This is a genomic window from Pseudomonas sp. H2_A10, assembly GCF_054680085.1.
In genome coordinates, this window is sequence record NZ_CP162821.1 from 1,300,096 (window position 1) to 1,313,057 (window position 12,962).

Here is a 12,962-nt window from a genome sequence, read left to right on the forward strand (position 1 = left end):
CGGCACGCCATCATGACCGAGTCGCAAACCGCCTTCGAGCTGTTGCTGGACATCGACCGCCGCTGCCGCCTGTTGGCCGCCGACCTGCCGTCCCAGGAAGCCCGCCTGCAGCGCTGGAGTGGTATCGGCTTTCGCCTGGGTGAGCATTGTTATGTGGCGCCGATGGGCGAAGTCGCCGAGGTGCTGCACGAGCCGCGCTGCACGTTGATGCCGGGCGTCAAGGCCTGGGTCAAAGGGGTGGCCAACCTGCGCGGGCGCCTGCTGCCGGTGATGGACCTGGGCGGTTTCCTTGGCCTTGCGCTGTCCAAGGTGCGCAAGCAACGCCGGGTGCTGGTGGTGGAATACAACGATCTGTTTGTCGGGCTGCTGGTGGACGAGGTGGTGGGGATGCAGCATTTCGCACAAGACGCCTTGCTGGCCAATGCCAGCCCCGGCGCGCCGTTTATCCAGGGCCGGTTTGACGGCGACCCGTCCTGGCAGGTCTTCAGCCCCTTCGCTCTGGCCCGGGCCCCGGGTTTCTTGGATGTCGCCGCATGACCACCGTTACCCCACCCAAACCCCAGACCGGCTCGCGCAGCCGCTCACAGATCATCGTGCTGTTTATCGCGTTGATCGTGTTCATCATGCTGTTGTTTGCCAACTTCGCGTACCTCAACACCCAGTCCACCTACGACAAACAGTACATCGGCCACGCCGGTGAACTGCGTGTGCTGTCGCAACGTATTGCCAAAAACGCCACCGAGGCCGCCGCCGGCAAGGCTGCCGCCTTCAAACTGCTGGGCGATGCGCGCAACGACTTCGCCCAGCGTTGGGGCTACCTGAAAAAAGGCGACCCGGATACCGGCCTGCCGGCCGCGCCCGGTGCGGTACGCGCCGAAATGCGCGCGGTGCAGACCGACTGGGAAGCACTGCTGAAAAACACCGACGCGATCCTCGCCAGCGAACAGACCGTGTTGTCCCTGCACCAAGTGGCCGCGACCCTGGCCGAAACCGTGCCGCAATTGCAGATGGAGTCGGAAAAAGTCGTCGACATCCTGTTGCAACGCGGTGCACCGGCCAGCCAGGTGGCGGTTGCCCAGCGCCAGTCGCTGTTGGCCGAGCGTATTCTGGGCGCGGTCAATACGGTGCTGGCCGGTGACGAAACCGCCGTGCAGGCCGCCGATGCCTTTGGCCGTGATGCCGCGCGCTTCGGCCAGGTGCTCAATGGCATGCTCAACGGTAACCCGGGCCTGCGCATCACCCAGGTCGAAGACCGCGACGCCCGCGCGCGGCTGACGGAAATCGCCGAGCTGTTCGAGTTCGTCTCAGGCTCGGTGGATGAAATCCTCGAAACCTCGCCGCAGCTGTTCCAGGTGCGCGCCTCGGCGAGCAATATTTTCAACCTGTCGCAAACCCTGCTCGATGAAGCCTCGCACCTGGCCACCGGTTTCGAGAACCTGGCCAGCGGGCGCAGTTTCGACACCATCGGCGGCTATGTGCTGGGCCTGCTGGCGTTGACCTCGATTATCCTGATCGGCCTGGTGATGGTGCGCGAGACCAACCGCCAACTGCACGAGACCGCCGAGAAGAACGAGCGCAACCAGAACGCGATCATGCGCCTGCTCGATGAAATCGAAGACTTGGCCGACGGCGACCTCACCGTGACCGCCTCGGTGACCGAAGATTTCACCGGTACCATCGCCGACTCGATCAACTACTCCGTGGACCAGCTGCGTGACCTGGTCGCAACGATCAACCTCACCGCCGGGCAGGTGGCCGGCGCGGTGCAGGACACCCAGGCCACCGCCATGCACCTGGCCCAGGCCTCGGAGCATCAAGCCCAGCAGATCGCCGAAGCCTCCACGGCGATCAACCAGATGGCCCAGTCCATCGACCAGGTATCGGCCAACGCCGCTGAGTCGTCGGCGGTGGCGGAGCGCTCGGTAGAAATCGCCAACAAGGGCAACGAGGTGGTGCACAACACCATCCACGGCATGGACAACATCCGCGAACAGATCCAGGACACCGCCAAGCGCATCAAGCGCCTGGGTGAATCGTCCCAAGAGATCGGCGACATCGTCAGCCTGATCGACGACATTGCCGAACAGACCAACATCCTCGCCCTCAACGCGGCGATCCAGGCGAGCATGGCCGGCGATGCCGGGCGCGGTTTCGCAGTGGTGGCCGATGAAGTGCAACGGCTGGCCGAACGCTCGTCGGCGGCCACCCGGCAGATCGAGACCCTGGTGCGGGCGATCCAGGCCGACACCAACGAAGCGGTCATCTCCATGGAGCAGACCACCACCGAAGTGGTACGCGGCGCCCGGCTGGCCCAGGACGCAGGCGTGGCGCTGGAAGAGATCGAAGGCGTGTCGAAAACCCTGGCGGCGTTGATCCAGAGTATTTCCAACGCGGCGCAACAACAGACCTCGTCGGCGGGGCAGATCTCCCTGACCATGAACGTGATCCAGCAGATCACCACCCAGACGTCGTCCGGTTCCACCGCTACGGCGGAAAGCATCGGCAATTTGGCGAAGATGGCCAGCCAGTTGCGCCGGTCGGTGTCGGGTTTTACCCTGCCACCGCCCAAACAGGCTGATGATTGAAACGCGATCCAAAGACCACCACAGCCCAATGTGGGAGGGGCTTGCCCCCGATAGCTGACTGTCAGTTGATATTTCTGTAGCTGACCCGCCGCCATCGGGAGCAAGCCCCCTCCCACACGGGTTCTCCACCAGCCTGGAGATCCAGGCAACCCACGAATTCCAAGCGGAGCAGTTATGGTTGACCGGCACGACTACGTGGCCCTCGAATGGGTCAAGGGCGACATTGCCGAAACCCTGAAACAGGCCCGTTCGGCGCTGGACGCGTTTGTCGAAACCCATGACGACGACGTGATCAGCCAGTGCCTGGCCGGTATCCACCAAGTGCACGGCGCGCTGCAAATGGTCGAGTTCTATGGCGCGGCGCTGCTGGCCGAAGAAATCGAAGCGCTGGCCCTGGCGCTTAAAGCCGGGCAGGTCGGCCAGCGCGACGAGAGCATCCGCCTGCTGCAACAGGCCCTGGGTCAACTGCCGCTGTACCTCGACCGCGTGCACAGCGCCCGCCGTGACTTGCCGCTGGTCGTCCTGCCGCTGCTCAACGACCTGCGCAGCGCCCGCGGTGAAAGCCTGTTGTCGGAAACCAGCCTGTTCAGCCCCCAACTGCTGTCGATTGCGCCATTGCCCGACGAAACCCTGGCCCAGCGCGCGGCGCCCAACCTGCATGAACAACTGCGCCAATGGCACCTGTTGTTGCAACAAGCCCTCGCCGGGTTGCTGCGTGAAGACCACGGCCCAAGCAACCTGGAAGACATGGCGCGGGTGTTCGCGCGTCTTGAAGCCCTGTGCCAAGGCGCGCCGTTGTTGCCTTTGTGGCAAGTCACCTCGGCGCTGGTCGAGGGCATGCTCACCGGTGTGGTCGCCAACAGCCCGGCGCTGCGCAGTTTGCTCAAGGCCAGCGGCAAGCAACTCAAGCGCTTGCTGGCTCAAGGCATTGGCGGTATCAACCAACCAGCGCCGGATGACCTGCTCAAAAGCCTGTTGTTCTACGTGGCCAAAGTCACCCGACCGACGCCGCGCATGCAAAGCCTCAAGGAACGCTACGGCCTCGATGAGGCATTACCCGACAGTGCCGTGGTTGACGCCGAGCGCGCCCGCCTGGCCGGGCCGGACCGCAATGCCATGGGCTCGGTGCTCGGTGCGCTGTGCGAGGAACTGGTGCGCGTCAAGGAACGCCTCGACCTATTCGTGCGCAGTGACCGCCAGCACACCGGCGACCTCGATGCGCTGCTGGCGCCGTTGCGGCAAATTGCCGACACCTTGGCCGTGCTGGGCTTCGGCCAGCCACGCAAAGTGATTATCGACCAGTTGGCGGTCGTGCTGAGCCTGGCCCAGGGGCAGCGCGCGCCCAACGACGCGATACTGATGGACGTGGCCGGCGCGCTGCTCTACGTGGAAGCCACGCTGGCCGGAATGGCCGGCACCGTCGAGCCGGAAAGCCGCGAAGAAAGCCGCCTGCCCACCACCGACCTGACTCAGATTCACCAGTTGGTGATCCGCGAGTCCTGCCAATGCCTGAGGCAGGCCAAAGAACTGGTGATCGACTGCATCGAGGCCGATTGGGACCGCCAGCGCCTGGAGTCCCTGCCGGAGCTGCTGAGCCAGGTGCGCGGTGCGCTGGCGATGATTCCGCTGCCGCGCGCGGCGAGCCTGATGCGTGGCTGCACCGACTACGTCGGCGAACAGTTGATGATCAACGAACGTCCGCCGTCCGAGGCGCAACTGGGGCATTTTGCTGACGTGATCAGCAGCCTGGAGTACTACCTCGAACGTATGCTCCAAGACCCCGACGCCGCCGGTGAGCGGGTGCTGGAGCTGGCCACCCAAAGCCTGGCGGCGCTGGGCTACCTGCCGGCGGAGAAACCCTGGCGCCAGGCACTGGTGGCGCCCGATGGCGCGTTGTCCAGCGAGATCACGCCCAGCCAGTCCCAGTTCGATGCACTGGCCAACCCCACGTCGCGCCTCAACCCGCCGGCCTTGCAGCGCCCCGGTAGCCTGCTGCCGCCGCCGGCCGATGAAGTGCCTGTCGACGATGAGCTGCGTGAAGTGTTCCTCGAAGAAACCGCCGAAGTCCTTGAGGTGCTGCACCGCCACCTGCCCAACAGCGCCGACAAAACCGCCCAGGGCGAAATGCGCCGTGCCTTCCACACCTTGAAAGGCAGCGGCCGCATGGTGCGCGCCCTGGTGCTGGCGGAGCTGGCCTGGGCCGTCGAAAACCTGCTCAACCGTGTGCTGGAACGCAGCGTGGCCCTTGGCCCGCAGGTACAACAGGTACTGGACGAAGCGGTGGCCCTGCTGCCGGAACTGATCGCTGACTTTGCCGGCGACGACCAACACCAGCGCAACGAAGTCGATGCCCTGGCCGCCCGCGCCCACGCTTTGGCCAGCGGTGCCGCCGAGTCGACCGCCGAACCCCACGACCCGATGCTGTTGGAGATCTTCCGCAACGAAGCGCAGAGCCACCTGGACAGCCTCAACCACTTCCTGCAACAGGCTGCCGAACACGTGCCGCTGCAAGTCAGCGATGAGTTGCAGCGTGCCCTGCATACCCTCAAGGGCAGCGCCTACATGGCCGGCGTGTTGCCGATCGCTGAACTGGTCCGCCCGCTGGATCACCTGACCCGTGAATACAAAGCCCATCGCCTGCCGCTGGACCTGGACGAAGTGGAATTGCTGCTTGAAGCCGAAGGCCTGTTCCAACGCAGCCTGCGCCAGCTGGACCGCGACCCGTTGGTGCCGATCAAGGGCGCGCAAGACCTGATCAACCGCACGCAAGCCTTGCTCGACCATCAACTGGCAGCGCTGCTCGACGCCCCCAACACCGGCCTGCGTATCAAGCGCGACCCACAACTGATCGCCAACTTCCTGGCCCAGGGCATGGACATTCTGCTCGACGCCGAAAGCCTGCTGCGCCGCTGGCAACAACACCCCGGCCAGCGCCAGGAACTCACCGCGCTGCTGGACGAATTGACCACGCTGGGGGAGGGCGCGCACATCGCCGATCTGCACCCTATCGATGAATTATGCGAAGCGTTGCTCGACCTCTACGGCGCCGTCGAAGAAAGCAGCCTGGCGGTCGGCGAGCGGTTTTTTCATGAGGCCGAACAGGCCCATGAAGCGCTGATCAACATGCTCGACCAACTGGCCGCCGGCCAGGAAATCAGCCCGGCGCCGGCTCGTGTGCAGGCCCTGCGCGAATTGCTGGACGGTGCCCTCGACCCGTCCGCCACCGGGTTGATCAAAAGCGACGGCAGCCGTGCGCTGAGTATCGCCGAGCTGGGCGCCGCCACCGCGCAGTTGAATCACCAAACCAAGCTGGACGACGAGATCGTCGAGATCTTCCTCGAAGAGGCGGTGGACATCCTCGACAGCGCCGGGCAGGCCCTCAAACGCTGGTTGCTGGAACCCGAAAACGCTGCGCCGTTGTCCTCGTTGCAGCGCGACCTGCACACCCTCAAGGGCGGTGCGCGTATGGCTGAAATCGGCCCGGTGGGCGATCTGGCCCATGAGTTGGAATGCCTTTACGAAGGCCTGGTGGACCGTCGCTACAGCTACTCCACCGAGCTGTCGCAAGTACTGATGGCCAGCCATGAACGCCTCGCCTTGCAATTGGAGGAACTGCACCGCCAGCAACCCCTGAGCGACAGCGCCGAACTGGTCGCCAAACTGCGCGCGATACGCCAGAGCAGCACGCCCATGGCCCAGGCCGAGGCGCCGCCTGCAACAGGCGCCGACCCTGAATTGCTGGAGATCTTCCTCGAAGAAGCCGCCGACATCCTCGATAGCTCAGGCAGCGCACTGCTGCGCTGGCAGGCCGAGCCTGCCAGCCGCCAGGAAGTCGAAACCCTGCTGCGCGACCTGCACACCCTCAAGGGGGGCGCGCGCATGGTCGAGATCGGGCCGATTGGCGACTTGGCCCATGAGCTGGAATTTCTCTACGAAGGGCTGTCCGCCGGCTCGCTTGCGCTGTCCCCGGATTTGTTTGCGTTGCTGCAGGGCTGCCATGACCGCCTGGCGCAAATGGTCGACGCCGTGACGGATGGCTTGCCGGTGGGCTCGGTGGACAAGCTGATCGAACGCATCAAAAGCCTGGTGCACCCCAGTGATGAGCCGCCCGTGCCGGTAGCGTTGCCCGCAGGCAAGGCCGAAGCGGTGGTTGATCCGGCTGCCGATATGGTGAAAATCTCCGCCGAGCTGCTGGACGACTTGGTCAACCTGGCCGGCGAAACCTCGATTTTCCGGGGGCGTATCGAGCAGCAAGTGAACGATGCGCGCATCGCCCTGCATGAGGTCGAGACCACCATCGAGCGCATGCGCGACCAATTGCGCCGCCTCGATACCGAAACCCAGGGCCGTATCCTCAGCCGTCAGCAGGCCGAGGCCGAGCGCCTGTATGAAGAATTCGACCCGCTGGAAATGGACCGTCATTCCCAGTTGCAGCAACTGTCCCGCGCGCTGTCCGAATCGGCCTCTGACCTGCTCGACCTCAAGGACACTCTCGACCGGCGTAACGAGGACGCGCACGACCTGTTGCAGCAACAGGCGCGTATCAACACCGAGCTGCAAGAAGGCTTGATGCGCACGCGCATGGTGCCGTTCGAACGCATGCTGCCACGCCTCAAGCGCATCGTGCGCCAGGTGGCGGGCGAGTTGGGCAAAGACGTGGAGTTCATCGTCGGCAATGCCGAGGGTGAAATGGACCGTAACGTGCTGGAGCGCATGGCGGCGCCGCTGGAGCACATGCTGCGCAATGCCGTGGACCATGGCCTGGAGTCGCGCGACGTTCGGTTGGCGGCGGGTAAACCAGAGAAGGGTCGCATCACCCTGGACTTGACCCACGAAGGCGGCGATATCGTGTTCGACATGCGCGACGACGGTGCCGGCGTGCCTCTGGAAGCGGTGCGGCGCAAGGCGATCAAGCGCGGCCTGCTGGCGCCCCATCAAGAGATGAGCGACCGCGACGTGTTGCAGTTCATCCTGCAGCCGGGGTTTTCCACCGCCGAAAAAATCACCCAGATTTCCGGGCGTGGCGTGGGCATGGACGTAGTGCACGAAGAGGTGCGCCAACTCGGTGGCTCGATGGTGATCGACTCGACGCCGGGCGCCGGCGTGCACTTTCGCATTCGCCTGCCGTTTACCGTGTCGGTCAACCGTGCGCTGATGGTGCAATGCGCGGACGAGCAATACGCGATCCCGCTCAACACCATCGAAGGCCTGGTGCGGGTGCTGCCCCATGAATTGGCGGGGCACTATCAGCAGGACCCGCCGTGCTACGAATATGCCGGCCAGCGCTACGAATTGTTCTACTTGGGCGACCTGCTGCACACCGGCGGCCGCCCGAAATTGCTGGGGCAATACCAGCCCGTGCCGGTGTTGCTGGTGCAGTGCAATGAGCGGCACGTGGCGGTGCATGTGGATGCCATGGCCGGTACCCGCGAAATCGTGGTCAAGGGCCTGGGCCCGCAGTTTTCCGGGGTGCAGGGGTTGTCTGGGGCGACCATCCTGGGCGACGGCCGCGTGGTGTTGATCATCGATTTGCTGGCGCATATTCGCGCGCGGCCACCGGCCTTGCCGGCGCAGGCGGTGGATGCGCCGCTGATCCTCAACGACCCGCTGAAAAAGCGCCCGCTGCTGGTGCTGGTGGTGGACGACTCGGTCACCGTGCGCAAAGTCACCAGCCGCCTGCTGGAGCGCAACGGCATGAACGTGCTCACCGCCAAGGACGGCATCGACGCCCTCGCCGTGCTTGAAGAACATACCCCGGACTTGATGCTGCTCGACATCGAAATGCCGCGCATGGACGGCTTCGAAGTGGCGATCCAGGTGCGCAACGACCCGCGCCTGATGCGCCTGCCGATCATCATGATCACCTCGCGCACCGGCCAGAAACACCGCGACCGCGCCATGGCCATCGGTGTTAACGACTACCTCGGCAAGCCGTATCAAGAGTCGGTGCTGCTGGAAAGCATCGCCTACTGGAGCAAGTCACATGCTTGACCACCGCACCAGCCAACTCACCGGCCTGCTGCTGCCCCTGGCCGACCGGCACCTGATACTGCCGAATGTCGCCGTGGCTGAGCTTATCGACTTTCAACGCGGCGAACCGGCCAGTGACGCACCGCCGTGGTACCTGCGCCAAGTCACCTGGCGGGATCGACAAATCCCGCTGATCAGCTTTGAAGCCGCATGCGGTGAGGCCAGCGTGACCGGCGAACGCTCGCGGATCGTGGTGTTGAACGCCTTGGGCGCGCGGCCGACGTTGAAGTTCATTGCGCTGGTGATCCAGGGGATTCCGCGCTCGTACAAGCTCGATAGCGAATTGAGCTACGTCGACGTGCCGTTGTGCCCACTGGAACTGGCGGCGGTGCAGGTGGGCGAACAAGTGGCGAAGGTGCCGGACCTTATGGGGTTGGAAGCGCTATTGGTCGAGTCCGGCTTGGCCTGACCCCTCATTCTCAATCCCAGTGAATATCAAAATGTGGGAGGGGGCTACCCCGATGGCTGACTGTCAGTTGATACTTCTATACCTGAACCACCGAAATCGGGGGCAAGCCCTGTCTTACATTTGATCCTCTGTGTTTGACAGGCCGTCGCGACCCTTGCCGCCCAAAAATGTCGGAACTGAATGTTATTTGTGTAAGTAATTTCTTTAACAGGATTGGGCCGGTTTTCTGGCCTGAGTGGGATGCTAGGTTCGGCGCTTCCCTATGCCAGTAAGGACACGCAAATGGCTGTGCCGTTAATGCCTCCCGGTGTTTCAATGTTTGAAATATGGCGATTGCCAAGTGCAAGCGCATCCATCTCAGGCCGGGTTCGGCGTTCGCCTATTCTTGGTTTTATTCGCAGGTCAGAGCTGCAGGGCCGTGGAACTACAAGAAGCAAGGGCGTCAATACGAGGCTTTTGGTAACTTCAATTACGGTGCTACAGGTACGGTACTGGGGATTCTCGAGCATGTTCTGTTGTGGGCGGCAGGCGTGGCTCAAACATTCGCAAAAACCACCAAGTCGGAGTTTGGATCATGGTGGGGCGATAACCCTTTTGGCGATGATCCTCGCGATCAATATTGGATAGGGAGGGGGGTTGGATATGCAGTTTCTCAGGGCTACTAAGAGCCTCTTACCTGTCCTGCGTAACTGCCTTCTGGTGGCCTGCCTGATATACATCGGAGCCAATTGGATCATGTCCTCCGGTACGCCGAAGCTGGACGAAGTGGTTTTGAAACGCTCCTTGGGCAACGGCGGCTCAATTTATGGCGCGCGTGACGGGCAGGGCGGGGCGACAGTGGGGTTTTCCTACAGGTACTACGTTCATAAGGACCTGGGCAGTGATCAAGAGATACTGACGGCACTGGTCTCGGCACATCCATTTCTAAAAACCAAGGAGCCTGATGTTCAAGTGACCCAGGCGGATGGAGCCATCCGCCTCATTGTCCGTGGGGAGGTTTATGAGTACCGCAGCTACCCGCTTGAAGGCTTGGGGGCTGTGAGCATAGACATGAGGTTGTAGGCCTGCGCCTGCTGGCTTCGGATTTTTCCTGCAAGATTTTGGGCTGTGCGTGAACGTGGACGCCGGTAATGCCCAGTTGTCGTTCGCCAGCCGTTTCGACCTGGCTTACAACGCCACCCATGCTCTTGCACTCACCGCCTTGCGAAACGCTATCTGGTCTTTCAATGTCTGGTTCACACCACCGAAGTAAGTAAGGTGGCGGTAAGGTTGTTGGCCCTGTGTCATGAGCGTCGAAACCTGGCCCTGCTAGACCAGTTGATTGATAGTGCGACGGTGCTGCTGAATAACGTGAAGAATCTGTTGACTGGCCATGAGTGGAGATAGCGCGGTTCGTTCAGACACCGCCAGTACCACATGAAATGGTGTTCTTTTTTTGAGCTCAATCAATCCGCGAAAACCGCTCGCTCAATGCAGCGCCAGAAAATCGGCAATCAACATTCCTGCCAGGTAGACCATCAAAATTGCCACACCCGCATCCAATAGACGCCAGACCTTTGCCGAACGAAACAGCCCCGTCAACCGTTGACATCCCAACGCCAAAACCACAAACCACACCAGAGACGCGGTCATCGCTCCGCTGGCAAACGACGCTTGTTGGCTGACGGGCTTTGCGGCACCAATAGAGCCAATCAGCACGACGGTATCGAGCCAGGCATACGGATTGGCAAACCCAAGTATTACGGTCGTGCGTAGCAGTCCCCGTTGTGAGTTGAGTGCGCCCGGACTCTCTGGCGTCGACCGGTTACGAGCACACGCCAAAAACCTCTGCCAGCCGAACCACAACAGATAGGCCGCTCCCGATAACAGCAGAAGCGCCACCAGACCGGGCTGACTGTCGAGCAACGATCCCAACCCCAATACCCCGAGACCGATAAGAATGATATCGGCGAACACGCATACGGCTACCACCCCCCAGATAGGACCGCGACTGACACCCTGGCGAATGACCAGCGTGTCCTTTGGTCCAGGCGCGGCGAACAGTCCGATGCCCAATAGCAGACCTTCGAGATAAAGGGCGTTGAGGTCAGGAATCATTAAGTGCTCGGTCGCCTGGGTATCAGGTCAATTGAAGGGGGTGATTGCCGAAACCGGTATGGCGTGCATTGACGGTGGCTTTCAAGTCGATCGGCTGATGGCGGAAAAAACCTGTCAGTTCCTGCTCCGCATCAGGGTTGACGAAGTAAATAAGAGAGCTGCGTGCCGTTGATGTTCGAGGCGTCAGAACCGCGTGGTATGCAGCGGGAATCGCGTAGTCTGAGAGCTCGGTCAGTAACGATCCGGCCAGGATTGCAATCTCGTTCTCTAGGAGGCGTACTGGCTCCAGTGAGCTGCCTCGAACCAGAACGAGGCCGTCACGAGTCGGCTTGATAAACGACAGCAAATGTCCATCTTCGTGAGGGTCCTGAGCAAACCGGCGCTCATCGGATCCGGTGTTGGCTCCATAGACACACAGTTGCAGGTAGGACGCTGCACGCAAGGAAGACAACGGAGTGGCCCCGAACTCCGCGCAAACTCCGTCCATCAGTTCCTGTGCTAGCTCGCTGATCTGACGTTCAAAAGCATCAACGGCAGCAAAAAACTCACTTCGTATGAACTCAAAAGCCTTTCGTTTTGATGAATGCGCAGGCCAGTAACAAAATCGCTCACACAGATCTGGCTGATCCTCAATGCTCGAGTACTCGGCGCCAAAGGGGAAAAATCCGTCGGTGTCTTTTGCGAAGGAAAACGAGGTCTTGGTGGCTGTCGATATTGCGGAGTATTCATCAACGATTTTTTTGTAATTCTGCAGCATGGCTTCTGATATTTGCAGGCTGCCGAAGCCTGTTCGAACAATGGATTCACAGCACGCTTTGATGTGGGTCGTGGCTATATCCAAGGTAGATGTAAAGGAATGCAACAAACACTAGGTTCGCAAGCATGCGAGAAACTACGACACTGGATATGACCGATTAAAAGGGACCCATCCATGTCCTTCACAACATCGCCAGCAGATGGCGATTGTGCATGACTCAAAACACGTGGCGGCGGACAGGTTGTCTTTTTTGGCGGACAAAGACATCACGTTCACCCAAAGAGTGGGAACTGAAAACTGCGCATGAACATAAAAACGCGAGATACCCTCAAGTCACTGATTGCGCGGCGCGGCCGAGAGTTGGGCAAGCCCCTGACGAGGTTGGCCAAGGAGGCGGGGATCTCCAGGACCTACCTGTACGGTCTGGCGAATGGGGCGTCCAAAGACCCGTCGGTACGCACGCTGATCAAGCTGGCCAAGGCATTGCAAGTTTCTCCTCTGTTGCTGTTTCGCTACTTTGCTGACCTGACAGGTGCGCCCGCAAATGCTTGCTCGATGGCTATGACCAATCGAGCCATTGGTGTTCATGATCCGCAGGACGTCGCAGTGTTCAATGCCGATGTCACGATGCCTGATCAAACTGTCGTAATGCCAGGGGAGGTGTTTCAGAAAACCTGGGAGATTCAGAACCTGGGCACACGCCCATGGCGCGGGCGACGACTGGTGCGTGTGGACGGGGAATATGTGATTGCTCGCCGGGCTGATGCACAAGGTCAGTTGGAGGTCGTGCTGGACACTCACCTGCGTAGCTTGCACAGCGAACTCCCCATTGCCGATACGCTGCCGGGGCAGCCCGTGCATATCAGTGTGGAGTTTGCGGCCCCCAGGGAAACCTGCACGTTGGCTTCAATCTGGAGAATTGAGGATGCGCAGGGAAAACCTTGCTATGGGCCTGCGTTCATTTTGCATGTGTTGGTCAACGTTATGGCGCGTTGAACGTTGCGGACAGTGTTGGTGCATAGCGCTCTGGAGCAGGTCAGCCCTTCGCCGCAAAAGGTCCCGAACAGGGGCTGATCATTCCCTC

At 61.4% G+C, this 12,962-nt stretch carries 9 protein-coding genes and 1 pseudogene; 8 read left to right on the plus strand and 2 right to left on the minus strand.

Going from position 1 to position 12,962, the window contains the following annotated elements:
• Window positions 1–12 precede the first annotated feature (12 nt).
• The 7 genes and pseudogenes from AB4O23_RS05965 to AB4O23_RS05995 all read left to right on the plus strand — a co-directional run.
• Entirely contained in the window at window positions 13–537 is a 525-nt protein-coding gene (locus tag AB4O23_RS05965; RefSeq protein WP_017530978.1) for a chemotaxis protein CheW, read from the plus strand.
• Complete coding sequence (locus AB4O23_RS05970) at window positions 534–2,585, plus strand: methyl-accepting chemotaxis protein (protein ID WP_460150415.1); 2,052 nt, start codon at window positions 534–536, stop codon at window positions 2,583–2,585. Before AB4O23_RS05965 ends, AB4O23_RS05970 begins: the two co-directional genes overlap by 4 nt.
• A 174-nt stretch (window positions 2,586–2,759) precedes the next feature.
• Window positions 2,760–8,576, plus strand: a complete 5,817-nt coding sequence (locus AB4O23_RS05975) for an Hpt domain-containing protein (protein ID WP_065879319.1) — start codon at window positions 2,760–2,762, stop codon at window positions 8,574–8,576.
• Entirely contained in the window at window positions 8,569–9,024 is a 456-nt protein-coding gene (locus AB4O23_RS05980; RefSeq protein ID WP_068938098.1) for a chemotaxis protein CheW, read from the plus strand. Before AB4O23_RS05975 ends, AB4O23_RS05980 begins: the two co-directional genes overlap by 8 nt.
• Before the next feature lie 326 nt (window positions 9,025–9,350).
• Entirely contained in the window at window positions 9,351–9,689 is a 339-nt protein-coding gene (locus tag AB4O23_RS05985; RefSeq protein WP_080598202.1) for a polymorphic toxin type 44 domain-containing protein, read from the plus strand.
• Window positions 9,667–10,086, plus strand: coding sequence for a hypothetical protein (locus tag AB4O23_RS05990; protein ID WP_065879320.1), 420 nt, complete (start codon window positions 9,667–9,669; stop codon window positions 10,084–10,086). The genes AB4O23_RS05985 and AB4O23_RS05990 overlap by 23 nt, the downstream gene beginning before the upstream one ends.
• 58 nt (window positions 10,087–10,144) lie before the next feature.
• Window positions 10,145–10,410 (plus strand): annotated as a pseudogene (locus tag AB4O23_RS05995) (hypothetical protein); the annotation flags it as partial.
• 81 nt (window positions 10,411–10,491) lie between these two features.
• On the opposite strand, the gene AB4O23_RS06000 reads toward AB4O23_RS05995, so the two are convergent.
• A complete protein-coding gene (locus tag AB4O23_RS06000) occupies window positions 10,492–11,121 on the minus strand; it encodes a LysE/ArgO family amino acid transporter (protein ID WP_068938099.1) in 630 nt (209 codons plus the stop codon).
• Between the two features lie 22 nt (window positions 11,122–11,143).
• Window positions 11,144–11,986, minus strand: coding sequence for an isopenicillin N synthase family oxygenase (locus tag AB4O23_RS06005; protein ID WP_460062589.1), 843 nt, complete (start codon window positions 11,984–11,986; stop codon window positions 11,144–11,146).
• A gap of 195 nt (window positions 11,987–12,181) precedes the next feature.
• On the opposite strand from AB4O23_RS06005, the gene AB4O23_RS06010 reads away from it, so the two are divergent.
• Window positions 12,182–12,874, plus strand: a complete 693-nt coding sequence (locus AB4O23_RS06010) for an NBR1-Ig-like domain-containing protein (RefSeq protein WP_017530985.1) — start codon at window positions 12,182–12,184, stop codon at window positions 12,872–12,874.
• Window positions 12,875–12,962: the final 88 nt, after the last annotated feature.

Coding starts and splice junctions, on each gene's coding strand:
- AB4O23_RS06010 (WP_017530985.1), top strand. CDS start 12,182: ATGAACATAAAAACGCGAGATACCCTCAAGTCACTGATTGCGCGGCGC.
- AB4O23_RS05965 (WP_017530978.1), top strand. CDS start 13: ATGACCGAGTCGCAAACCGCCTTCGAGCTGTTGCTGGACATCGACCGC.
- AB4O23_RS06000 (WP_068938099.1), bottom strand. CDS start 11,121: ATGATTCCTGACCTCAACGCCCTTTATCTCGAAGGTCTGCTATTGGGC.
- AB4O23_RS05970 (WP_460150415.1), top strand. CDS start 534: ATGACCACCGTTACCCCACCCAAACCCCAGACCGGCTCGCGCAGCCGC.
- AB4O23_RS05980 (WP_068938098.1), top strand. CDS start 8,569: ATGCTTGACCACCGCACCAGCCAACTCACCGGCCTGCTGCTGCCCCTG.
- AB4O23_RS05990 (WP_065879320.1), top strand. CDS start 9,667: ATGCAGTTTCTCAGGGCTACTAAGAGCCTCTTACCTGTCCTGCGTAAC.
- AB4O23_RS05975 (WP_065879319.1), top strand. CDS start 2,760: ATGGTTGACCGGCACGACTACGTGGCCCTCGAATGGGTCAAGGGCGAC.
- AB4O23_RS05985 (WP_080598202.1), top strand. CDS start 9,351: ATGGCGATTGCCAAGTGCAAGCGCATCCATCTCAGGCCGGGTTCGGCG.